This is a genomic window from Pantoea sp. Morm, assembly GCF_016643525.1.
In the GTDB taxonomy this organism is placed as follows: domain Bacteria; phylum Pseudomonadota; class Gammaproteobacteria; order Enterobacterales; family Enterobacteriaceae; genus Pantoea; species Pantoea dispersa.
Window position 1 is genome coordinate 43,704 of sequence record NZ_VOQX01000022.1, and the last position, 23,809, is coordinate 67,512.

The 23,809-nt window shown below is 59.1% G+C and carries 20 protein-coding genes, 1 other RNA gene and 1 pseudogene; 15 read left to right on the forward strand and 7 right to left on the reverse strand.

Annotation, left to right across the window (positions count from 1 at the left end):
* Positions 1–38: 38 nt before the first annotated feature.
* The 3 genes from fbaA to argO all read left to right on the forward strand — a co-directional run bounded on the left by fbaA (position 39) and on the right by argO (position 2,935).
* Positions 39–1,118 carry a class II fructose-bisphosphate aldolase gene (gene fbaA / locus FT726_RS10230; protein WP_058757103.1) on the forward strand — a complete coding sequence of 360 codons (1,080 nt, stop codon included), beginning with the start codon at positions 39–41 and terminating at the stop codon, positions 1,116–1,118.
* Positions 1,119–1,306: 188 nt separating this feature from the next.
* Positions 1,307–2,182: a small-conductance mechanosensitive channel MscS gene (mscS, locus tag FT726_RS10235; protein WP_211726637.1), complete on the forward strand. Its 876-nt coding sequence runs from the start codon at positions 1,307–1,309 to the stop codon at positions 2,180–2,182.
* A gap of 129 nt (positions 2,183–2,311) precedes the next feature.
* Positions 2,312–2,935, forward strand: a complete 624-nt coding sequence (gene argO, locus FT726_RS10240) for an arginine exporter ArgO (protein WP_021506651.1) — start codon at positions 2,312–2,314, stop codon at positions 2,933–2,935.
* On the opposite strand, the gene FT726_RS10245 is transcribed toward argO, so the two are convergent.
* Positions 2,914–5,190 carry an FAD-dependent oxidoreductase gene (locus FT726_RS10245; protein ID WP_407075063.1) on the reverse strand — a complete coding sequence of 759 codons (2,277 nt, stop codon included), beginning with the start codon at positions 5,188–5,190 and terminating at the stop codon, positions 2,914–2,916. The two genes, argO and FT726_RS10245, sit on opposite strands and share 22 nt — an antisense overlap.
* Before the next feature lie 61 nt (positions 5,191–5,251).
* Between FT726_RS10245 and FT726_RS10250 the strand changes: the two genes are divergently transcribed.
* Entirely contained in the window at positions 5,252–5,950 is a 699-nt protein-coding gene (locus FT726_RS10250; RefSeq protein WP_021506653.1) for an IclR family transcriptional regulator, read from the forward strand.
* On the opposite strand, the gene FT726_RS10255 is transcribed toward FT726_RS10250, so the two are convergent.
* Positions 5,937–7,244, reverse strand: a complete 1,308-nt coding sequence (locus tag FT726_RS10255) for an MFS transporter (RefSeq protein ID WP_125309832.1) — start codon at positions 7,242–7,244, stop codon at positions 5,937–5,939. The genes FT726_RS10250 and FT726_RS10255 overlap by 14 nt on opposite strands.
* Before the next feature lie 219 nt (positions 7,245–7,463).
* Here FT726_RS10255 and FT726_RS10260 point away from each other — a divergent pair, with 219 nt between their 5' ends.
* Positions 7,464–8,195, forward strand: coding sequence for an oxidative stress defense protein (locus FT726_RS10260; protein WP_058771547.1), 732 nt, complete (start codon positions 7,464–7,466; stop codon positions 8,193–8,195).
* A gap of 115 nt (positions 8,196–8,310) precedes the next feature.
* On the opposite strand, the gene FT726_RS10265 is transcribed toward FT726_RS10260, so the two are convergent.
* Positions 8,311–9,216: a LysR family transcriptional regulator ArgP gene (locus FT726_RS10265; RefSeq protein ID WP_021506656.1), complete on the reverse strand. Its 906-nt coding sequence runs from the start codon at positions 9,214–9,216 to the stop codon at positions 8,311–8,313.
* Positions 9,217–9,398: 182 nt separating this feature from the next.
* Here FT726_RS10265 and rpiA point away from each other — a divergent pair, with 182 nt between their 5' ends.
* Together rpiA and serA are read left to right on the forward strand one after the other, a co-directional pair.
* A complete protein-coding gene (gene rpiA / locus FT726_RS10270; protein ID WP_021506657.1) occupies positions 9,399–10,058 on the forward strand; it encodes a ribose-5-phosphate isomerase RpiA in 660 nt (219 codons plus the stop codon).
* 279 nt (positions 10,059–10,337) lie between these two features.
* A complete protein-coding gene (serA, locus tag FT726_RS10275; RefSeq protein ID WP_058757100.1) occupies positions 10,338–11,576 on the forward strand; it encodes a phosphoglycerate dehydrogenase in 1,239 nt (412 codons plus the stop codon).
* A 30-nt stretch (positions 11,577–11,606) separates the two neighbouring features.
* Here the strand turns inward: serA and FT726_RS10280 are convergent, their stop codons facing one another.
* The 3 genes from FT726_RS10280 to zapA form a co-directional block, all read right to left on the reverse strand.
* Entirely contained in the window at positions 11,607–12,212 is a 606-nt protein-coding gene (locus FT726_RS10280) for a 5-formyltetrahydrofolate cyclo-ligase (RefSeq protein ID WP_058771549.1), read from the reverse strand.
* A gap of 70 nt (positions 12,213–12,282) precedes the next feature.
* Positions 12,283–12,466, reverse strand: a non-coding RNA gene (gene ssrS / locus FT726_RS10285) — 6S RNA.
* 39 nt (positions 12,467–12,505) lie between these two features.
* Positions 12,506–12,835 carry a cell division protein ZapA gene (gene zapA, locus FT726_RS10290; RefSeq protein ID WP_021506660.1) on the reverse strand — a complete coding sequence of 110 codons (330 nt, stop codon included), beginning with the start codon at positions 12,833–12,835 and terminating at the stop codon, positions 12,506–12,508.
* A gap of 170 nt (positions 12,836–13,005) precedes the next feature.
* On the opposite strand from zapA, the gene FT726_RS10295 reads away from it, so the two are divergent.
* From FT726_RS10295 to FT726_RS10330, 8 genes and pseudogenes are all read left to right on the forward strand, one after another.
* The gene (locus tag FT726_RS10295) at positions 13,006–13,587 is read left to right on the forward strand and encodes a YecA family protein (RefSeq protein ID WP_058757098.1); all 582 of its coding nucleotides are present in this window, start codon (positions 13,006–13,008) and stop codon (positions 13,585–13,587) included.
* A gap of 50 nt (positions 13,588–13,637) precedes the next feature.
* Positions 13,638–14,960, forward strand: a complete 1,323-nt coding sequence (pepP, locus tag FT726_RS10300; protein ID WP_346302777.1) for a Xaa-Pro aminopeptidase — start codon at positions 13,638–13,640, stop codon at positions 14,958–14,960.
* Positions 14,957–16,135 (forward strand): 2-octaprenyl-6-methoxyphenyl hydroxylase, encoded by a 1,179-nt coding sequence (gene ubiH / locus FT726_RS10305; RefSeq protein ID WP_346302778.1) that lies wholly within the window; start codon positions 14,957–14,959, stop codon positions 16,133–16,135. The genes pepP and ubiH overlap by 4 nt, the downstream gene beginning before the upstream one ends.
* Positions 16,136–16,155: 20 nt before the next feature.
* Positions 16,156–17,355 (forward strand): annotated as a pseudogene (gene ubiI / locus FT726_RS10310) (FAD-dependent 2-octaprenylphenol hydroxylase); the annotation flags it as partial.
* Positions 17,356–17,913: 558 nt separating this feature from the next.
* Positions 17,914–19,011 carry a glycine cleavage system aminomethyltransferase GcvT gene (gcvT, locus tag FT726_RS10315; protein WP_346302779.1) on the forward strand — a complete coding sequence of 366 codons (1,098 nt, stop codon included), beginning with the start codon at positions 17,914–17,916 and terminating at the stop codon, positions 19,009–19,011.
* Between the two features lie 21 nt (positions 19,012–19,032).
* On the forward strand, positions 19,033–19,419 hold the full coding sequence (gcvH, locus tag FT726_RS10320; RefSeq protein ID WP_058781308.1) for a glycine cleavage system protein GcvH: 387 nt from the start codon (positions 19,033–19,035) through the stop codon (positions 19,417–19,419).
* Positions 19,420–19,517: 98 nt separating this feature from the next.
* Positions 19,518–22,391: an aminomethyl-transferring glycine dehydrogenase gene (gene gcvP, locus FT726_RS10325; RefSeq protein WP_021506667.1), complete on the forward strand. Its 2,874-nt coding sequence runs from the start codon at positions 19,518–19,520 to the stop codon at positions 22,389–22,391.
* A gap of 71 nt (positions 22,392–22,462) precedes the next feature.
* The gene (locus FT726_RS10330; RefSeq protein WP_215800693.1) at positions 22,463–23,206 is read left to right on the forward strand and encodes an SDR family oxidoreductase; all 744 of its coding nucleotides are present in this window, start codon (positions 22,463–22,465) and stop codon (positions 23,204–23,206) included.
* Positions 23,207–23,266: 60 nt separating this feature from the next.
* Here the strand turns inward: FT726_RS10330 and FT726_RS10335 are convergent.
* The coding region (locus tag FT726_RS10335; protein ID WP_346302780.1) for a family 1 glycosylhydrolase at positions 23,267–23,809 on the reverse strand (543 nt) is incomplete at its 5' end.

Below are 23,809 nucleotides of genomic sequence, written 5' to 3' on the forward strand. Positions count from 1 at the left end.
CATTGGGGAGTGGACGATAAACGAAACAGGACACAACCATGTCTAAAATTTTTGATTTCGTAAAACCCGGCGTTGTCACTGGTGATGACGTTCAGAAAATCTTCAAAGTAGCGAAAGAAAACAAATTCGCTCTGCCAGCCGTTAACTGCGTCGGCACGGATTCCATCAACGCGGTACTGGAAGCTGCGGCTAAAGTTAAAGCGCCGGTCATCGTTCAGTTCTCTAACGGTGGTGCTGCCTTCATCGCCGGTAAAGGTTTCAAAACCGACAAACCTCAGGGCGCTGCGATTTTCGGCGCAATCGCTGGTGCACACCATGTGCATCTGATGGCTGAACAGTACGGCGTGCCAGTAATCCTGCACACCGACCACTGTGCGAAGAAACTGCTGCCGTGGATCGACGGCCTGCTGGATGCTGGCGAAGAGCACTTCAAAAAAACCGGTAAGCCTCTGTTCTCTTCACACATGATCGACCTGTCTGAAGAGTCACTGGAAGAGAACATCGAGATTTCTTCTAAATATCTGGCGCGCATGGCGAAACTGGATATGACGCTGGAAATCGAACTGGGCTGCACCGGTGGTGAAGAAGATGGTGTGGACAACAGCCACATGGACGCTTCTGCACTGTACACTCAGCCAGAAGACGTAGATTACGCTTACACCGAGCTGAGCAAAATCAGCCCGCGTTTCACCATCGCTGCGTCTTTCGGTAACGTGCACGGCGTGTACAAACCCGGCAACGTGAAACTGACTCCAACCATTCTGCGTGATTCGCAGAAATACGTTTCAGAGAAACACGGCCTGCCGCACAACGCGCTGGACTTCGTGTTCCACGGCGGTTCCGGTTCTTCTGCTGCAGAAATCGAAGAGTCTATCAGCTACGGCGTGATCAAGATGAACATCGATACCGATACCCAGTGGGCAACCTGGGACGGCATCCTGCAGTACTACAAAACCAACGAAGCGTACCTGCAGGGTCAGCTTGGTAACCCGAACGGTGCTGACAGCCCGAACAAAAAATACTACGACCCACGCGTCTGGCTGCGTGCGGCACAATCTTCCATGGTTGTGCGCTTAGAGCAGGCTTTCAAAGAGCTGAACGCTGTCGACGTACTGTAATTTTTGCTTACCGTACAAAAAAGGCCCGAAAGGGCCTTTTTTTATGCGTCCCGTCTGGAAATCCCGGTTTATACAGCACATTTTTGGCGCTTCGCCCCATTATTGTTTACCCTTGTACTCGGGAGTGTCGGATTGAATCTGGCAGTTTTTGTACTTTCCTGCGGGAAACTCAACAACAGGGCTAACAAATGGAAGATCTTAACGTCGTTGACGGCATTAACAATGCAGGTGGCTGGCTGGTGCGCAACCAGGCGCTGATCCTCAGCTATGCGGTGAACATCGTGGCGGCTATCGCCATCATTATTGTCGGGATGATTATCGCGCGCGTGGTATCGAACGGCGTCAATCGCCTGCTGGTCGCGCGTCATATTGATGCCACCGTGGCTGATTTCCTCTCGGCGCTGGTGCGCTACGGTATCATTGCCTTCACGATTATTGCCGCGCTGGGCCGCGTCGGTGTGCAGACCGCCTCGGTGATTGCCGTGCTCGGTGCTGCCGGTCTGGCCGTCGGTCTGGCACTGCAGGGGTCGCTCTCCAACCTGGCGGCAGGCGTACTGTTGGTGACCTTCCGTCCATTCCGCACCGGTGAGTTCGTCGATCTCGGTGGCGTGATGGGGACCGTACAGAATGTACAGATCTTCTCGACCACGCTGAAAACCGCTGACGGCAAAATCGTGGTGGTGCCAAACGGCAAAATCATCGCCGGCAACATCGTTAACTTTTCGCGCGAACCTATCCGCCGCAACGAGTTCATAATTGGCGTCGCCTACGATGCGGATGTCGATCAGGTGATCGATCTGCTGCGTGACGTGGTGGAAGCTGACGAGCGCGTACTGAAAGATCTGGGTATTCAGATTGGCCTGAACGAACTGGCGGCCTCGTCGCTGAACTTTGTGGTGCGCTGCTGGAGCAAAAGCGGTGATCTGCAGAACGTCTACTGGGATCTGATGAAGAACTTCAAGCGCACGCTGGATGCGCACGGTATCGGTATTCCTTATCCGCAGATGGACGTGCACCTGCATCAGGTGCAGAGCGAGGCGCAGCAGCCTGCGCGCAGCGAGTAAGTTATCTGGGCACCTGCGGGTGCCCTTGTTTTATCAGTTCCGCTAATGACCGATTAATTCTTTCCATTTCCGCTAATATCCGCGCCTCACTATACTGCACAGCAACACCACTTTTTCAGGAACTCCTCTGTGTTATCTGTTTACTTACAAGGGCTTGCCCTTGGTGCTGCGCTGATCCTGCCGTTAGGCCCGCAGAACGCCTTCGTATTGAACCAGGGCATTAAGCGCCACTACCATTTGATGACCGCGTCGTTGTGCACACTGAGCGACATTGCGCTGATCTGTGGCGGAATATTTGGCGGCAGCGCGCTGTTGCAGCAGTCGCCGGTTCTGCTGATGCTGATCACCTGGGCTGGCGTGGCGTTTCTGCTGTGGTATGGCTGGGGCGCGCTGCGCAGTGCCTGGCAGGGTGATGTCACGCTGGCGTCAGAGGCGGCGCTGAAGCAGGGGCGCTGGCGCATTGTCGCCACTATGCTGGCGGTGACCTGGCTCAATCCGCATGTCTATCTCGACACTTTCGTGGTGCTCGGCAGCCTCGGCAGTCAGCTGCCGTCGGCGGAGGCGCGCCGCTGGTTCGCTTTCGGCACAGCCAGCGCCTCGCTGCTGTGGTTTTTCGGTCTGGCGCTGCTGGCCGCCTGGCTGTCGCCGCGCCTGCGCACCGTGCGCGCGCAGCGCATCATTAATCTGCTGGTGGGCGGCGTGATGTGGTTTATCGCCCTGCAGCTGGCGCGTCAGGGCATCGCCGGCTGGTGATACACATGCAGGCCGTAAAGCGCGGGCAGGGCGCCTGCGCTGGCCAGCAGCTCCAGTCGTATCTGGCGGAATGCGGTATCCGGGGGCAGCGCATGATGGCACAGCGAGTGATGATTATCGCTGACCTCGGCCAGCAGCGTGTTATCCAGCCATAGGCGATAATGGGTAGTGCAGTGCGGCGTCACCGCCTGCGCATGGCCCATCTGCACCGTTTCCATCGCATGATCGAAATCGTTATCGAACAGCAGCGTAATCTGGCTGGCGCGCTGCGCGTCCGGCCACTGCCAGCACACCCACGGCTGGCGATCGTCCGCTGCCGGCAGCCAGCCGTTGGTGTGACTTTCCGGCCGCAGTTTACCGTTGAGCAAATAGTCGCAGTGCCACAGCTGCAGCGGCGTCGCCAGACTAAACGCGATCAGGATCTGATTAGGCGCGCGGCGCGGTAGCCAGAAATCAAACTCATCCACGCCGTAATCGCCGTCGTTTATCTGCCGGGTGCGTTTCGCGACGCGCGGATTGAGGCTGTTGAATACCATCATAATGCCCGGCAGGCGCTGGCGGGTGAGCGCCACTTCAACCGCCGGATTGTCTTCAAAGGCGATAAACAGGTAGCGATCGCACTCCGCACGGTAGTCAAACGGCGGCGAATACGCCTCTTCACCGTCAATCTGCAGGCTGTGCGTGGCCAGCAGCCGATCGCCGCAGGTGTTGGCCGGATTGTCGCTGGTCAGCAGTGAAACCTGCAGCGTCTGCGCGGATGACGCCCGCAGCCGCACCGTCAGCGCGGGCAGGCGTTCTCCGGCTTTAAGCGGCAGCAGCAGGGCGCAGCGTGAGGTGAGGGCGTACCAGCCGCCATCCGCCGGCAGGGCGTGCAGCGCGAAGGTGCTGCTGGCGCTGACCTGAGCGGCACCGGCCGGATGTACCAGCTGCTGACGCGGAATGAACGCGCCGTGGCGCAGCAGCTGTTGCTGCAGCTGACCAATATGCTCCGGCTGCGCCAGCTGACGCGGTGTCTGGTTATGCTGCTGACACAGCGCCGCCGCGCGGCCCACCACTTCGCCCAGCACGCCACAGGTGCACATCACGCGCGCGCTGCCAAAGGCAACGTGCGTGGCAGAGATAAGCCGGCCGGTCAGCAGCAGATTATCCAGCGACTGGCTGTACAGCGCCCGAAACGGAATGGTGTAAGTGCCTTTGCTGTGGAACTGGCGACAGCCGTCGTGAGCGCTGTACACGCCGTCGGCCGGATGCAGGTCAATCGACCAGCCGCCGTAGGCCACCGCATCGTAGTGGTCGCGCTGCGCGATGATATCCTGCTGACACAGCAGAGTATCGCCGAGAAAGCGTCGGCTCTCGCGCTTGCCGGGAATCAGCCCAACCCATTCAATGGTCAGCGTGTCGGCATCGGCAAACTCGCCGGAGTTTTTGATGTAATCCCACACGCCCCAGACAATCTTCCACAGCTCCCACTTGATGGTTTCGCTTTCATGCACGGTATCCAGCCGGCCGCCCCACTCAAGCCACCACAGATCGCAGCCGTTGAGATCGGAGCTCAGGCGTTTATAGCGCGGAATGGCGGTGATCTCTTTCAGCGCAAAGGAGGGCGGTACAAAACGCACCGGCTGCGCGCTGCGTTTGGTATAAAAATAAATCGAGTGGCCGAGCTTGTGGCCAAACTGCTCGCCCGGCGCCATTTTTTCGCCAAACTCCTGCGGTGATTCTGCGCCCACACGGTGCGCTGCCCCGGCCAGATAGCCGAGCACGCCGTCGCCGCTGGCATCAATAAACTGGTCGGCCGTCACGCGATAGCGGGTCTGATTGATGGCGTTGAAAGCCTGAACCGCCTGCAGGCGCTGCGCGGATTTTTCGATGTCGCTGACCACGGTATTGAGCAGCAGCGTCAGGCGCGGCTGCGCCTGCACGATGTCCAGCAGCACCATGTCAAACAGCACCGGGTTGCCCTCTTTGTTGCGCCACAGGTTCTCCTCCATGATCTCGCCCATGATGCCGCCTTCACGCGCCCAGCGGTTGTTATTACCCATATGCGACGTCGCGCCGTTGGCCCACAGCCGTACTTCGCTGGAGGCGTTGCCGCCGAGCACCGGGCGATCCTGAATCAACACCACCTGCTGGCCCGCGCGTGCCGCAGCCAGCGCGGCGCACACGCCCGCCAGACCGCCACCGGCGACCAGCACATCGGCGTGTAACGACTGCAACGGAAAGGCACGGGCGGCCTGAGAAGAGAAAGTTTGCATCATGAGGTTACTCCCGCCTGAAGGCTGCTAAGATTGAATTTTTACCGTCACAAGGTGATTTATGTCTTCGCAACCCAACCAGAGCCTGATTGACGGAATTCGCTGCCTGCAATATCTGGTCTCCAGTGACAAAGCGGTCGGCGGCCGTGAACTGGCGCGCCAGATGGGGATGAACAGCACGCGGGTAAACCGTCTGCTGATGACCATGGCGTCCATCGGCCTGACGATTCAGGATGAACACCGGCGCTATCTGCCGGGCCCGGGCATTCATGCGCTGGCGGCGCAGGCCATTCGTGGATCGTCGCTGTTTGCTTCGGCACTGCCGCAGCTGGAGGCGCACGCGCCGCGCGATATCGTGGTGGCGCTTGGCGTGCTGTGGGAGGACCAGGTCATCTACATCTGGCACTCGGAGCCCGGCGAGCGCACCAGTACCAGCCAGGCGCTGGCCGGATTCCGCATGCTGCCCGCGTGGCAGTCGGTGATTGGCGTCGCGCTGCTGGCGGCGGAGAGTGACGAGGTGCTGCGGCCACGCTTCAGTGACGAACAGTGGGCGCAGATTGCGCCGCTGCTGGCGCGCAAACGCACCGGGGATTATCTGGTGTGGCATCGCGAGGACGGCGAAATCAGTATGGCGCAGCCTATCAATAACAACCGCGCGGCGCTGGCCTTCGCCAAAATATGGCAGGCCGATGAAGCCCAGCTGGCGCAGCGTCTGCAACAGCTGCACGCGCTGGCGAAACGGCTCATCAGCGCGCGCTGACATGGTCAATTTTTCCTACCACAAACAGATAGCTGCAGATGCCAATAGCGGCCAGCACGGCGATAAAGGCCAGCGCCGGCGCGAAGTTGCTGCCGTCAATCAGGGCGCCGATGGCGATGGGCACCACGATCGATGACAGCGCGCCGGTAAAGTTAAATACGCCGCCGGCCAGACCGATCAGATGGCGCGGCGCCAGCGCGGTAACAAACACCCAGGTGATGGTCGCCAGGCCATTACCAAAAAACGCCAGCGACATAAACAGGATGATCAGCCGCGAATCTTCGGTGTAGTTAGCACCCAGAATGAACAGCGTGAGGAACAAGCCGAGGATCACCGGCAGCTTGCGCGCCACGCTGGCTGAGACGCCGCGCCGAATCATGCGGTCTGAGGCAAAGCCAGCCAGCAGCACACCACAAAACGCCGCGAAGTAGGGCAGCGACGCCACATAGCCGCTCTTGATAAAGTCCATGTGGCGATACTCCACCAGATAGGTAGGAAACCAGGTGAGGAAAAACCAGAAGGTGGCGGAGATGGTGAACTGGCCAATATAGATGCCGACCAGCTTGCGGCTGCGAAACATCTGCGCCAGATCGGCCCAGCGTGCGCGCGGCGGCTGGCTGTCCTGACGATTTTCCAGCAGTGCGCCGTTGTCACGCAGATAGTTAAGTTCAGCCTCTGATACGCCTTTGTGCTGGTTCGGCTCGCGATACAGCAGATACCACACCAGCGCCCAAATCATGCCCGCTACGCCGGTAATCAGAAACAGCCCGCGCCAGCCAAACGCAGCCTGCACGTGAAACAGCAGCGGTGTCATACAGGCGAGGCCAACAAATTGCGCGGACGAGTAGATGCCAATTGCACTGGCACGCTCCTGCTCGGGGAACCAGCTGGAAATCACCCGATTGTTAGCGGGCATCACCGGCGCCTCGAAGGCACCCACGCCGAGGCGCAGACCGAACAGCGCGCCGAAGCTGCTGGCAAAAGCGTGCAGTGCGGTGATCAGCGACCAGGCAAACAGACCCGCGCCGTATACCAGCCGCGCGCCGAGACGATCGATCAGGAATCCGCCGGGAATTTGCAGCGCCGCATAGATCCAGCCGAACGCCGAGAAGATCAGCCCCATCTCCAGCGGCGTGAAGCGCAGTTCACCGGCCATCTGCGTGGCGGCCACCGACAGGTTGGTGCGATCCATGTAGTTAATAATGATGTTGATAAACACCAGTGCCAGCATCATAAAGCGTGTGCGTCCGGCTCGCACGCTGACCGCGCTTTGGCTAAGTGGCTGTTCTGTCATAATACAACTCTCCCGAGGGGCAGAAGTGTTTCTTTAATAGAAACGCAGGCGGCGCTTTTCAGCGAATCTGTAGCGATAAATTTGCGATCGCGGATACGTTAAACCTGAGCAAAGCCGAACTTTTTGCTAATTTCAAACTCAGACCATCACGCATAGTAATGTGTTTTGGGTTTCGCCATAGTGGCGACCTGCAAATTGAACCCTTCAAGGAGGACTTTCGTGAAACTGAAAGCACTGGCGCTGGCCGCCGTAATGAGCACGGGCGCACTGTCCGGTCTGGTCCAGGCGGGAGAAGTGCCGAACGGACCGCACGTGGTGACATCAGGACAGGCCAGCGTGGATGCCCGTCCTGATATGGCTACGCTCTCCATCGTGGTGAATGTTTCGTCGAAAGACGCGGCGGATGCAAAAAAACAGGCTGACGACCGCGTGGCGCAATATTTTGATTTCCTGCAAAAGAACGGCATCGAGAAGAAAGATATTGATGCGGCTAATCTCAGCACCCAGCCGGAGTATGACTACACCAAAGAGGGTAAATCGGTGCTGAAAGGCTACCGTGCGGTGCGTCAGGTGGAAGTGACGCTGCGCCAGCTGGATAAGCTGAATGAGCTGCTGGACGGCGCGCTGAAGTCGGGCCTGAATGAGATTCGTTCTGTTGAGCTGGGCGTGGCTAACGCGGACAGCTACAAAGATCAGGCGCGTAAAGCGGCGATTGCCAATGCCACACAGCAGGCGAGCGCCCTGGCGGAAGGCTTCAACGCCAAACTGGGCCCGGTGTACAGCATTCGCTATCACGTGGCTAACTACCAGCCGATGCCGATGGCGCGCATGTACAAAGCGGCCGGTGCCGCAGCGGACACCACCGCGCAGCAGACCTACGAGCAGCAGAGCATCCATTTTGACGATCAGGTGGATGTGGTCTTCGAAATCAAACCGAATACGGCGCAGTAAGTTAGCCTGTAAAATTGTAGCGGCGCGATTCATCGCGCTTTCCAGCAGCAGAACCGCTGTTAAAACGCGCGATGAATCGCGCCGCTACGACTATTGTGCGCTAATCTGAAGGGCGCTAAGCCGCAACTTCATCCTGGCGCAATACGCGGTGGCCGTGGGCAATCAGCGCATCGGTCACGCTGCGCATCAGACGGCTTTCCGGCGCGAAACGGTGCCAGTACAGCATCCGGCGCTGATACAGACCAGGCGTCAAATCAACCAGCTCTCCCTGCGCCAGCTCGCGCTCAATCTGCAGGTGCGGAATCATACAGCACACCGATCCCTGACGCGCCAGCTGCACAAAAGCCTCTGACGAGTTCACGATGTGGCACGGCACGCTGCCCGGCGATAAATCAAAGTTCTGCTGCAAAAAGGCCTGATGCATATCGTCGAGGTGATCAAACGCCACCGCCGGGGCTTTCAGCAGCGCCGAGCGCGTCACGCCATTGGGGAAATAGCGCGCGGCAAACTCCGGCGAGGCGCAGAACAGATAGTCCAGCGCACCCAGCTGATCCACCAGGCAACTTGGCAACGGCTGCGGCTGGATACTCACCGCCCCGACCACCTCACCGCGTCGTAAACGCTCCTGCGTGCGGGTTTCATCCTCTACCTGCAGATTCAGGCGCACCGGCGAGTCGGCCAGCACATCTTTCAGCGCCGGCAGCAGCCAGGTAGCAAGACTGTCGGCGTTCACCGCCAGCGACAGCAGCAGCGGCGTGGTGCCACCGTTATCATCGCCCAGCCACTCTTCTTCCAGCAGCTCCACCTGATGCAGCAGAGCCAGCAATTTTTGTCCCTGCTCGGTCGGGCGCGGCGGCACGGTACGCACCAGCAGCGGCTGACCAAATAAATTTTCCAGCTGTTTAATGCGCTGCGACACCGCAGACTGCGTGATGCACAGCTTCTGGGCGGCACGCTCAAAGCCGCGTTCGCGAATCACAGCATCCAGCGCCTGAAGCGTTCGATAATCCGGGCGTTTCATTGTTGTTCTCTCTCGTTCAGGGTGGAAACTACTATGCCATAAAACGGCGAAGCTGTGCGGCCGACGCGTTTTTGCGGGCTGGCTTCCAAAGGCTTACATCCAACGTCGGTCAGCCGCGCTTTTTGACAGCGCCTTGTTTTATACTACGCGCACTTCGATGTCGCACAGGTTTTAAACATACCATGACCCAGGATGAACTGAAAAAAGCGGTAGGTTGGGCAGCGCTGCAGTACGTGCAGCCAGGCACCATTGTTGGCGTAGGCACCGGTTCAACGGCGGCGCATTTTATTGACGCGCTTGGTACCATCAGGGATCAGATCGAGGGCGCGGTTTCCAGTTCGGAAGCCTCAACCGAAAAGCTCAAATCGCTGGGCATTCCGGTGTTCGATCTCAACAATGTGGATGCGCTGTCGGTGTATGTCGACGGTGCTGATGAGATCAATCCACAGATGCAGATGATCAAGGGCGGCGGTGCGGCGCTGACGCGCGAGAAAATTGTCGCGGCGGTGGCGCAGAAATTTATTTGCATCGCGGATGCGTCCAAGCAGGTCGATGTGCTGGGCAACTTCCCGCTTCCGGTGGAGGTGATTCCGATGGCGCGCGCTTATGTGGCGCGGGAGCTGGTGAAGCTGGGCGGCCTGCCGGAGTATCGTCAGCACGTGGTTACGGATAACGGCAACATTATTCTCGACGTACATAATCTGCGCATCCTTGACCCGATTGCGCTGGAAAAAACCATCAATGCGCTGCCGGGCGTTGTCACCGTGGGGCTGTTTGCCGCACGCGGAGCGGATATTGCGCTGATTGGCACGCCGGACGGTGTGAAAACCATCACCAATTGATCTCACCGGCGCGCTGCCAGCGCCGGTTATTTCCATCCGCAAAACATCTTTTCTTGCTGCAGTGAAATTTGGTGACTTATGTCACAAATGATTCATCAACAGCAGGTTCGTACTTTGCGCTCTCGTCATCTCACGATTTTGTGTGGATTTGTGTTGTCTGCACGTGGGCGCGTGCTGGCGTGCAGGCAATCGTTTGTATTGCCGCGCCGGAAAATTTTGATATTTTGACAGAAGGCTACCTTATGGTAGTCCTCGTTGAATTCTGAATAGGGTCGGGAAATGGCAAAGGTATCACTGGAAAAAGACAAGATTAAGTTCCTGCTGGTGGAAGGCGTTCACCAGAGTGCGCTGGATAATCTGCGCGCCGCAGGTTACACCAACATCGAGTTCCACAAAGGCGCACTGGATGCTGAGACGCTGAAGTCCTCCATCCGCGATGCCCACTTCATTGGTATCCGTTCCCGTACCCAACTGACTGAAGAGATCTTCGCGGCAGCTGAAAAGCTGGTGGCGGTTGGCTGCTTCTGTATTGGTACTAACCAGGTTGATCTCAGCGCGGCAGCGAAACGCGGCGTGCCGGTGTTCAACGCCCCGTTCTCCAATACCCGTTCGGTCGCGGAACTGGTGATCGGCGAAATGCTGCTGATGCTGCGCGGCATTCCGGAAGCCAATGCCAAAGCACACCGCGGCATCTGGAATAAAATCGCCACCGGTTCGTACGAAGCGCGTGGTAAGAAGCTGGGTATCATTGGCTACGGCCATATCGGGATGCAGCTCGGCGTGCTGGCGGAAAGCCTCGGCATGCACGTATTTTTCTACGATATCGAAAACAAGCTGCCGCTGGGCAATGCCACCCAGGTGCGCCATCTCTCTGACCTGCTGAACATGAGTGATGTGGTCAGCCTGCACGTGCCGGAAACGCCGTCCACGCAGAACATGATTGGCAGCGAAGAGCTGGCGCTGATGAAGCCCGGTGCGCTGCTGATCAACGCCGCGCGCGGCACCGTGATCGACATCCCGGCGCTGTGTAATGCGCTGGCCAGCAAGCACCTCGCCGGTGCCGCCATCGACGTCTTCCCGGTTGAACCTGCAACCAACAGCGATCCGTTTAACTCGCCGTTGTGCGAATTCGACAACGTGATCCTGACGCCGCACATCGGCGGATCCACGCAGGAAGCGCAGGAGAACATCGGTCTGGAAGTGTCTGGCAAGCTGGCCAAGTACTCTGACAACGGCTCGACGCTCTCCGCAGTAAACTTCCCGGAAGTCTCGCTGCCGATGCACGCTGCCAGCGCCAGCCGCCTGCTGCACATCCATGAAAACCGCCCGGGCGTGCTGACCGCCATCAACCAGATCTTTGCCGAGCAGGGCATCAACATTGCCGCTCAGTATCTGCAAACCTCGCCAGTGATGGGTTATGTGGTTATTGATATTGATGCCGAAGAGGATGTGGCGGAAAAAGCGCTGCAACTGATGAAGGCGATTCCGGGCACTATCCGCGCCCGTCTGCTGTACTGACAGTGCAGGGCGCCGCTGGGCGCCCTGTCTTTATCCCGCCAGCGTTTCCCACTGCCAAAGCTTTGACGGCGTGAGAATCGCCGGCAATGGCACATCCCAGGCCGCCACCGGCAGCGCATCCACGCGCTGGCAGTCGTGCGCAATACCCAGCGGTAAAAAACCATGCTGCTGCCAGTGCTGTAGTGTGCGATCGTAAAAACCCCCGCCCATGCCTAAGCGCTGTCCCTGCGCGTCAAATGCCACCAGCGGTACCAGCATCACATCCAGCTGATCGAGTGTCGCCAGCTGCGTAATATCCAGCGGCGGCTCAGGGATGCGCAGCTTGTTAGGCCGCAGCGGGGTTTCTGGCGTGTAGCGCAAAAAAAGCAGGTGACCGGGCGCAAACGGGTGCAGGACCGGCAGAAAGACCTGCTTCTTCTGCTGCCACAGTTTGGCAATCAGCGGTCGGGTATTGATTTCGCCATCGACGGAGAGAAACAGCGCGATGCGTTGTGCGCTGGCCAGAGGGGCAAAATTGATGGCATGTTCAGCCAGCAGATCGGCGGCCTCAACCTGTTGCTCAGGCGTAAGATTGCGGCGCAGATGGCGCACATGCTGACGAATATCCTGTCGGTCGAGAAGAGAAGGTGCTGGCATGATGTCCCCGGCTGATAAGGCTGTTGATAGCCACATTATCACACCGGGAATAACAGGGTGGAACTAAGAGGAGATCTCCGAGATGCCGCCGCAGGCTGTAACCCTTGAACCCTTGGTTCAAGGTGAGTATGCCGTCGTAACCATCAGGCTTCTCGGACGGACCGAGCATGCTCACAGGTTACAGAGCGTCACACTCTGTTGGTATGAAATATCGGCTCAGGGGACTGGCCCGCTTGCAAACATCTCAGAGAAAATTGACTTCACCGTTAATCTAACACGAGTACCATGAAGTGTTATTCGAATTTAGGGCCCTGACGTTCAGTTATGCGACCTTGCTCAACTAATGCCTGCTCAATGGTCTGCTGCAGCATACGGATACGTTGTTCCATATTGGCTGCGTAATCGCGCGTTTTACCTTTCTCTTGTGCCAGCTCGTGGCAAATGTTTAACGCGGCGATGAACACCAGCTGCTCTGTATTTGTGACTCTAGTGCGAACTTTTAAATCTTGCAACCGTTGATTGAGATCCTCTGCGGCCAGATTCAGCGCATCTTGCTGTTCAGGCGGACAATTCACTCTCAATGAACGACCAAAAATCTGAATATCTACCGGTTGTGCAGACATGCCACCATCCTGACTGATTACTTCGTTCGCATCTCCCTTACCTGTCAATGGGTTGGGAGGTGCGCAACTATATAGACCCGCGTGATAAGTTACAACCCCTTTTCTGGAAACCCTGAGGCACCTGGTGGTAGCATAACACGAACTTATTCTGCCAACGACGACCAAAGCCCATGTCTTTACAGAACGCAACACCCACTTACAACGCGCTGGCCGCGGCACTTTCCCAGCAGGGCGTAGGCATGACGCCCGCCGAGATGCACGGACTGCTGTGTGGCATTCTGTGCGGCGGCAATCAGGACAGCAGCTGGAAAACCCTGGTGCACGACCTGACTAACGAGGGCATGGCGTTCTCGCAAAGCCTGTCGCAGCCGCTGCAGGCGCTGCATGAAAACCTGGCCAACACGCTGGATGAAGAGGGTTTCCTGTTCCAGCTGATGCTGCCGGATGAGGAGGACATCACGGTGTTCGATCGTGCTGACGCGCTGGCCGGCTGGGTCAATCACTTCCTGCTGGGCCTGGGCGTGACGCAGCCGAAGCTGGACAAAGTGACCGGTGAGACCGGCGAAGCGATTGACGATCTGCGCACCATTGCGCAACTTGGCTACGATGAAGATGAAGATCAGGAAGAGCTCGAACAGTCGCTGGAAGAGGTGATTGAGTACGTGCGCGTTGCCGCGCTGCTGTGCCATGACACCTTCACCCGGCCACGCACGCCGACCGCACCGGAAGTGCAAAAACCTACGCTACACTAAGCGCGTCATCGTGGGCAGGTCGCTGCCCGTTTTCTACAGGGAGTGCAAATATGATTACACTGGAAACTTTCCGGCAACGTCGTCAGGCGCTGATCGCCCGCATGGCGCCCGGCAGCGCGGCTTTGATTTTTGCTGCACCTGAAGTGACGCGCAGCAACGACACCGAATATCCCTTTCGCCAGAACAGCGACTTCTGGTACTTCACCGGCTTCAACGAGCCGCAGGCGCTGCTGGTATTAATCAAGAGCGATGACAATCATAACCACAGCGTGCTGTTTAATCGCGTACGCGACCTGACGGCCGAGATCTGGTTCGGGCGTCGGCTTGGTCAGGAAGCCGCACCGGCGAAGCTGGGCGTTGACCGCGCGCTGCCGTGGGATGCGATTGACGAGCAGCTGCACCAGCTGCTCAACGGACTCGACGTGGTCTATCACGCACAGGGTGAATACGCGGAAGCGGATACGCTGGTGTTCAGCGCGCTGGAGAAACTGCGCCGTGGTTTCCGGCAAAACCTCAGCGCGCCGGCGACGCTGACCGACTGGCGTCCCTGGGTGCATGAGATGCGCCTGTTTAAAAGCGAAGACGAGATCGCCATTCTGCGCCGCGCAGGAAAAATCAGCGCGCTGGCACATACCCGTGCGATGCAGGCGTGCCGTCCTGGCATGTTTGAGTATCAGCTGGAAGGCGAAATCCATCACGAATTCACCCGCCACGGCGCGCGCTTTCCCTCTTACAACACCATTGTGGGCTCCGGTGAGAACGGCTGCATTTTGCACTACACCGAAAACGAAAGCGAAATGCGCGACGGCGATCTAGTGCTGATTGATGCCGGTTGCGAATTCCATGGCTACGCCGGCGATATCACCCGTACCTTCCCGGTTAACGGTAAATTCAGCCAGCCGCAGCGCGAGATCTACGACATCGTTCTCGCCTCGCTGTATAAAGCGCTGTCGATGTTCCGCCCGGGCATCAGCATCCATGAAGTCAACGACGAAGTGGTGCGCATCATGATCACCGGTCTGGTCGATCTCGGCATTCTGGAAGGCAATATCGATACGCTGTTTGAAGAGCAGGCGCACCGTCCGTTCTTTATGCACGGCCTTGGGCACTGGCTGGGGCTGGACGTGCACGACGTCGGCCACTACGGCACGCCCAGCCGCGACCGCCAGCTTGAACCCGGCATGGTGCTCACCGTTGAACCGGGCCTGTATATCGCGCCGGATGCCAAAGTGCCGGCGCAGTATCGCGGCATCGGTATCCGTATCGAAGACGACATCGTCATCACCGCCGACGGTAATGAAAACCTGACCGACAGCGTGGTAAAAGACGCTGAGGCGATCGAAGCACTGATGGCGGCGGCGCGCGGCGTATGAGTATCCTGATTGCAGGCGGCGGCATGACCGGCGCCACGCTGGCACTGGCGATTTCGCATCTGACGCAGGGCCAGTTGCCGGTGACGCTGATTGAACGTCATCAGCCGGACAGCCGCGCGCACCCGGGCTTTGACGGGCGCGCCATCGCGCTGGCGGCGGGCACCTGTCAGCAGCTGGCGGAAATTGACCTGTGGCGTTCGCTGGCGGACTGCGCCACGCCCATTACCCACATCCACGTTTCCGATCGCGGGCACAGCGGGTTTGTTCAGCTGCAGGCTGAGGATTATCAGCTGGCGGCGTTGGGCAACGTGGTCGAGCTGTATAACGTGGGACAGCGCCTGTTTAAACGTCTGCGTGAGGCGCCAGGCGTGACGCTGTGCTGCCCGGATCACGTTACCTCAGTAACCCGCAGCGCCGATAGCGTGCAGGCGACGCTCAGCAGCGGCGCAACGTTACAGGGCGCGCTGCTGGTGGCCGCTGACGGCGCACGCTCGCCGCTGGCGGCATCCTGCGGCATTCGCTGGCAGCGCGACGACTACCAGCAGCTGGCGGTGATTGCCAACGTCGCGACGCAGTTGCCGCATCAGGGCCGCGCGTTTGAGCGCTTCACGCAGCATGGCCCGCTGGCGCTGCTGCCGATGTCCGGCAACCGTCTGTCGCTGGTGTGGTGTCATCCGGCGGCGGCCGAAGCCACGGTTAAGCAGTGGGACGATGCCACCTTCCTGCATGAATTACAGCGCGCCTTTGGCTGGCGGCTGGGGCGCTTTACTCACGCCGGCCAGCGCGAAATCTATCCGCTGGCGCTGCAGACCGCAGAGCGTCAGGTGACGCACCGGCTGGCACTGGTCGGCAATGCGGCGCAAACGCTGCATCCGATCGCCGGGCAGGGCTTTAACCTCGGACTGCGCGATGTGATGTCACTGGCGGAAACCCTTGCGGCGGCGCATCGTCACCAGCAGGATCCGGGCAGCCACGCGGTGTTGCACCATTTTGCTGCGCGCCGCCAGCCGGATCGCGCGGCGACCATTGGCGTCACCGACGGTCTGGTGCGGCTGTTCGCCAACCGTTATGCCCCGCTGGTGGCAGGACGAAATCTTGGGCTGGTGGCAATGGACCACCTGCCATGGCTGCGAAACCCACTTGCCGTGCGCACGCTCGGCTGGGTTAAGCGTTAAGCATGAATTAAGGGGCAGCAATGCAAACATTTGATGTGGCGATAGCCGGTGGCGGCATGGTCGGTCTGGCGGTGGCCTGTGGCTTACAGGGCAGCGGCCTGCGCGTTGCGGTGCTGGAAAAAGCGCCTGAGCCACAATTTGATGCGGCGGCGCCAGCGTCGGTTCGCGTCTCGGCCATCAACGCCGCCAGCGAGCGTCTGCTGCAAAAACTCGATGTCTGGTCCACCATTCTCGCGCTGCGCGCCAGCGCGTATCACGGCATGGAAGTGTGGGATCAGGACAGCTTTGGCTCGATCAGCTTTGATGACAAGCAGCAGGGGCTGTCGCACCTCGGACATATCATTGAAAACGAGGTGATTCACAGTGCGCTGTGGCAGCGCGCCAGCCAGTGTAGCGACGTGACGCTGATTGCGCCGGCTCAGCTGCAGCAGGTGGCGTTTGGCGATAACGAAGCCTTTATTACCCTGCAGGACGGCAGCATTATGAGCGCGCGCCTGCTGATTGCTGCGGACGGGGCCAACTCGTGGCTGCGTGACAAAGCGGATATCCCGATTACCTTCTGGGATTACGAACATCACGCGCTGGTGGCCAATGTACGCACCGATATGCCGCACGATGCCATCGCGCGCCAGGTGTTCCACGGCGACGGCATTCTGGCCTTCCTGCCGATGCAGGATCCGCACCTGTGCTCCATCGTCTGGTCGCTGTCACCGCAGGAAGCGGCGCGACTGCAATCCATGCCGGAAGCGCTGTTTAACCAGCAGCTGTCGGTGGCATTCGATATGCGCCTTGGTCTGTGCCAGGTGGAAAGCGAACGGAAAACCTTCCCGCTGATGGCGCGTTACGCCCGCAACTTTGCTGCGCACCGGCTGGCGCTGGTGGGCGATGCGGCGCATACCATCCATCCGCTGGCCGGGCAAGGGGTGAACCTCGGCTTTATGGATGCCGCCGAGCTGATTGGCGAAATCCGCCGTCTGCATCAGCAGGGCAAAGATATCGGCCAACATCTCTATTTGCGGCGTTATGAACGCAGCCGCAAGCACAGCGCAGCGCTGATGCTGGCTGGAATGCAGGGTTTCCGTGAGCTGTTTGCCGGGCACCATCCGGCGAAAAAACTGCTGCGCGACGTCGGGCTGAAGCTGGCCGACACGCTGCCTGGCGTGAAGCCGTTACTGCTGAAGCAGGCCATGGGCCTCAACGACCTGCCCGGCTGGATCCGCCAACCCTCCTTATTACGGCACCCTTTCAGGTGCCGTTTTTCCTGCACTGACGTTACGCGATCGCCCTCAAGGGTGGGCGTGGCAGTCGGCTGCCGCTCATGAATCACCGTACTGCACAGCGTTGTCGCCATCCATTGCGACCCTGTGCGCACCCGGTAACGCCACTGCAAAACCCGTCCCAGCACCATTATTGTGCATCGCTGCACCCAAATTGCCCGTCATTTGATTTATTCTAATTTCAGGTCTCAATTCGCATTACTTTAACTAATCCTAAATGCTTTTCGCCCCCGAACCATTTCCCTTGTCTGCGGCACGGCTTCCATTATTCGGCTGAATTACTGCGCAACAGGTGAATTATATGCGCGGTAAATCACATAAATGCAGTGAGATGTGCTGGCGTGGCTGCCGGGGCAGCACAAAGGATGATAAGGTTTCACCCTCGTTTTCCTTATGGTTAATTGCCGGATTCGGTGGTAACTTCAGCGTAAAGAGAACGTTTGCGTCGCTCAAAACTGACGACGCAGGCGCGTCACACTCACTTGTCTTCACAGGATGGTTATGACTCAGCAAACGCCTCTATTCGAACAGCATCAGGCCTGCGGTGCCCGCATGGTGGACTTCCACGGCTGGATGATGCCGCTGCACTACGGCTCGCAAATGGATGAACACCACGCGGTGCGCAACGATGCCGGAATGTTTGACGTTTCCCACATGACCATTGTCGATCTGCACGGCGCGCGCACCCGTGAATTTCTGCGTTACCTGCTAGCCAACGACGTCGCCAAACTGACTCAGCCCGGCAAAGCCCTCTATACCGGCATGCTGAATGCTTCAGCTGGCGTCATTGATGACTTAATTGTTTACTTTATGAGCGAGGATTTCTTCCGCCTGGTGGTCAACTCCGCCACGCGCGAGAAGGATCTGGCGTGGATCGCTGAGCATGCGCAGCCGTTTGGGGTTGCGCTCACCGAGCGTGACGATCTGGCGCTGATCGCCGTACAGGGACCGAACGCGCAGCAAAAAGCACAGGGCCTGTTTAGCGCGGCACAGCGTGACGCGGTGGCAGGCATGAAGCCGTTCTTTGGCGTACAGGCCGGCGATCTGTTTATCGCCACGACCGGTTATACCGGTGAAGCCGGTTATGAAATCGCCCTGCCTGCTGCTCAGGCCGCAGATTTCTGGCAGCAGCTGCTGGCCGCAGGTGTGAAACCAGCCGGACTGGGCGCACGCGATACGCTGCGTCTCGAAGCTGGCATGAATCTGTATGGTCAGGAGATGGATGAAGGCGTTTCGCCGCTGGCCGCCAACATGGGCTGGACCATCAGCTGGGAGCCCGGCGACCGTGATTTCATTGGCCGTGAAGCGCTGGAAGCGCAGCGCGAGAACGGCACGGAAAAACTGGTCGGGCTGGTGATGACCGAAAAAGGCGTGCTGCGTAACGGTCTGACGGTGCGCTTTACCGATGCGCAGGGACAGCCGCAGCAGGGCATCATTACCAGCGGCTCCTTCTCGCCAACGCTGGGCTACAGCATTGCGCTGGCGCGCATGCCGGCCAGTATCGGTGAGCAGGCGATTGTTGAAATCCGCAATCGTGAAATGCCGGTGAAAGTAACTAAACCTATTTTTGTTCGCGCCGGCAAGCCGGTCGCTCAGTAATTTTTTTCAGGAGAAATGGCGATGAGCAATGTGCCAAATGAATTGAAGTACCGTGATAGCCACGAGTGGGTGCGTAAAGAAGCTGACGGTACGTTTACCGTGGGCATCACCGAACACGCGCAGGAACTGCTGGGCGACATGGTGTTTGTCGACCTGCCAGACGTGGGCGCCAGCTTTGCCGCCGGTGACGACTGTGCGGTAGCCGAATCCGTGAAAGCGGCATCGGATATCTATGCCCCGCTGAGCGGTGAAATTGTTGCGGTCAACGAAGCGCTGGGCGATGCCCCGGAGCTGGTTAACAGCGAACCGTACGCCGCCGGCTGGCTGTTCCGCATCAAAGCCAGCGACGAGTCCGAGCTCGACGCGATGCTTGATGCTGCCGCCTACAAAGCGTCCATCGACGAGTAACCGGTAGTCTCTGAAGGTGCCGCACTGCGGCGCCTTCTTTTTTATCTGCCTGATTTAATGCCATTTTGTCACCCAGCCCGATTCAGGATGTACTGTAAATGACTCAGACTCTCAGCCAGCTCGAACATAACGGTGCTTTTATTGAGCGCCATATCGGTCCTGATGCCGCGCAGCAGGCCACCATGCTGGAAGCGATTGGTGCCAGCTCGCTGGCTTCGCTGATCGCTTCAATTGTGCCTGCTGATATCCAGCTGCCAGGCCCGCCGGCGGTAGGCGATGCCGCGACTGAACAGCAGGCGCTGGCAGAGCTGAAAGCCATTGCCAGCCAGAATCAGCGTTACAAATCCTGGATTGGAATGGGTTACAGCGCCGTGATCACCCCGCCGGTGATTCTGCGCAACATGCTGGAAAATCCGGGCTGGTACACGGCGTATACGCCGTATCAGCCGGAAGTGTCGCAGGGCCGGCTGGAAGCGCTGCTCAATTTCCAGACCCTGACGCTCGATCTCACCGGGCTGGATATCGCTTCAGCGTCGCTGCTGGATGAAGCCACCGCGGCGGCCGAAGCCATGGCGATGGCCAAACGCGTCAGCAAGCTGAAAAACGCGACAAAATTCTTTATCGCCGATGACATCCATCCGCAAACGCTGGATGTGGTGCGCACCCGCGCCGAAACCTTTGGCTTTGAGCTGATTATCGATCGCGCCGAAAAAGCCCGCGAGCACGACGATCTGTTTGGCGTGCTGCTGCAGCAGGTCGGTACCAGCGGAGAAGTGCACGACTACCGTGAACTGATTGCTGAGCTGAAAAGCCGCAAAGTGGTGGTGAGCGTGGCGGCGGATTTCATGGCGCTGGTGCAGCTGGAAGCGCCGGGCAAACAGGGTGCTGATATCGTCTTTGGTTCCGCCCAGCGCTTTGGCGTACCGATGGGCTACGGCGGTCCGCACGCGGCCTTCTTTGCCAGCCGTGATGAGCACAAGCGCTCCATGCCGGGCCGTATCATCGGTGTGTCACGCGATGCCGCCGGTAACACCGCGCTGCGCATGGCGATGCAGACGCGCGAACAGCACATCCGCCGTGAGAAAGCCAACTCCAACATCTGTACTTCCCAGGTGCTGCTGGCGAATATCGCCGGCCTGTACGCGGTTTACCATGGCCCGGCTGGACTGAAGCGCATCGCCTCGCGCATTCACCGCCTGACCTCGATTCTGGCAGCAGGCCTGCAAAACGGCGGCCTGAAGCTGCGCCATCACAGCTGGTTCGATACGCTGACCGTTGAAGTCGCGGACAAAGCGGCGGTGCTAAACCGTGCGCTGAGCTTCGGCGTCAATCTGCGCAGCGATATCCTCAATGCGGTTGGTATCACGCTGGATGAAACCACCACGCGTGAAGACGTGCTGGCGCTGTTTGCCATTCTGCTGGGTGACGCGCACGGTCAGGATATCGAGGCGCTGGACGCCGCGGTGGCGGCGGAAAACAGCGCTATTCCGGCAGGCCAGCAGCGTACCAGCGAATTCCTTACCCATCCGGTGTTCAACCGTCATCACAGCGAAACTGAGATGATGCGCTACATGCACAGCCTGGAGAAAAAGGATCTGGCGCTGAATCAGGCGATGATCCCGCTCGGCTCATGCACCATGAAACTGAATGCCGCCGCCGAAATGATTCCGATCACCTGGCCGGAATTTGCTGAACTGCACCCGTTCTGCCCGGCAGAGCAGGCGAGCGGTTATCTGCAGATGATCGGTCAGCTGTCCCAGTGGCTGGTCCAGCTCACCGGTTACGATGCGCTGTGCATGCAGCCGAACTCTGGGGCGCAGGGCGAATATGCCGGTCTGCTGGCCATCCGTCGCTATCATGAGAGCCGTAATGAAGCGGGCCGCACAATCTGTCTGATCCCGAGCTCGGCGCATGGCACCAACCCGGCGTCCGCGCAGATGGCGGGCATGGCGGTGGTGGTGGTGGCCTGTGATAAGCAGGGCAACATCGATCTCGGCGATCTGCGTGAAAAAGCAGCGCAGGCCGGTGATGCGCTGTCGTGTATCATGGTGACCTATCCGTCGACGCACGGCGTCTACGAAGAGACCATTCGCGAAGTGTGCCAGATCGTGCATCAGTACGGCGGCCAGGTGTACCTCGACGGCGCAAACATGAACGCGCAGGTCGGGATCACCACGCCTGGCTACATTGGCGCTGACGTGTCGCATCTCAACCTGCACAAAACCTTCTGCATTCCGCACGGCGGTGGCGGTCCGGGCATGGGGCCGATCGGGGTGAAGGCGCATCTGGCGCCATTCGTACCGGGCCACAGCGTGGTGCAGATTGACGGCGTGCTGACCCAGCAGGGCGCGGTTTCTGCGGCGCCGTTCGGCAGCGCATCTATTCTGCCCATCAGCTGGATGTACATTCGCATGATGGGTGCCGAAGGGCTGAAGCAGGCCAGCTCGGTGGCGATTCTCAACGCCAACTACATCGCCAGCCGGCTGCAGTCGGCGTACCCGATTCTGTACGCCGGCCGCGACGGCCGCGTGGCGCATGAGTGCATTCTCGACATTCGTCCGCTGAAAGAGCAGACCGGCATCAGCGAGCTGGATATCGCGAAACGCCTGATCGACTATGGCTTCCATGCGCCGACCATGTCGTTCCCGGTCGCCGGCACGCTGATGGTCGAGCCGACCGAATCCGAGAGCAAAATCGAGCTGGACCGCTTTATTGACGCGATGCTGGCGATCCGCATGGAAATCGATCGCGTGGCCGACGGTGAATGGCCGGCTGACGACAACCCGCTGGTGAATGCACCGCATACCCAGATGGAAATCGTCGGCGACTGGACTCATCCGTACAGCCGCGAGCTGGCGGTCTTCCCGGCCGGCAGCGCCAACAAATACTGGCCGACCGTTAAGCGTCTCGACGATGTGTTTGGCGATCGCAATGTGTTCTGTTCATGCGTTCCGATGAGCGAATACCAGTAATCAGCAGGCATAATCCAAACCTTCAGTAATACTCAAGGCCGATTTGTCGGCCTTTTTTATGGGAGAAGCATATGGATCTGGCACTGGTCACCGGCGGTAGCCGCGGAATTGGACGGGCAACATCGCTGCTGCTGGCGCAGGCAGGTTATCGCGTGGCAATCAATTTCCGGCAGCGCGAAGCAGAAGCGTTGCAGGTAGTAGCAGATATCGAAGCGCAGGGCGGCAGCGCGTTTGCCTTACAGGCGGATATTGCCGATGAAGCGCAGGTGGTGCGCATGTTCCGCCAGCTGGATCAGCAGCCGGGCGCGCTGCGCTTACTGGTGAATAACGCCGGTATTCTCTTCTCCCAGTGCCGGGTTGAGGATCTGGATGCTGCGCGCATTCAGCGCGTGCTGGCAACCAACGTCACCGGCACGTTTATCTGCTGCCGCGAAGCGGTAAAACGCATGAGCACCGCACACGGCGGCCAGGGCGGCGCCATTGTTAACGTCTCGTCAGCGGCCGCGCGTACCGGCTCGCCCAATGAGTATGTCGATTATGCGGCGTCGAAAGGCGCGATGGACACGCTGACCAGAGGATTGTCACTGGAAGTGGCGGCGCAGGGGATTCGCGTCAACAGCGTGCGGCCTGGGCTGATCTACACCGATATGCATGCCGACGGCGGCGAGCCGGGGCGCGTTGATCGTCTCGCGGCATCGCTGCCGATGCAGCGCGGCGGTCAGGCGGAGGAGATCGCAGCCGCCATCGCCTGGCTGGCCAGTGACGCCGCTTCCTACGTCACCGGCAGCTTTATTGATGCATCAGGCGGCCGTTAAGCCGCACGTCACCGCCTGTCTGCGCGCGGCGCACATCTATACGTCGCGCGCTATAAGCGGTTACAGCACTTCACCATTGCTGGCAATCACCTGCTGATACCAGGCGAAACTCTTCTTCTTCGAGCGGGCAAAGCTGCCGTTGCCGTCATCGTTTTTATCGACGTGGATAAAGCCGTAGCGCTTGCTGTACTGGCCGGTAGTAAAGGAGACGCAGTCGATGCAGCCCCACGGCGTATAGCCCAGCAGATCAACGCCATCCAGCGCCACCGCTTTTTTCATCTCTTCAATGTGCGCGCGCAGATAATCAATGCGGTAGTCATCTTCGATCACGCCCTCAGCATTGGCTTTATCAATGGCACCAAAGCCGTTCTCAACGATAAACAGCGGCTTCTGATAGCGCTCATACAGCGCGTTCAGCACGTAGCGCAGGCCGACCGGGTCAATCTGCCAGCCCCAGTCGGACGCTTTCACATGCGGGTTAGGCACTACGCCGTCGAAGCCGGTGATTGGGTCATCGACGCCGCTGGCTTTGGTGTCCACCGCATTGCTCATGTAGTAGATGAAACCGAAGTAATCGCAGCAGCCCTGACGCCGCGTTTCGGC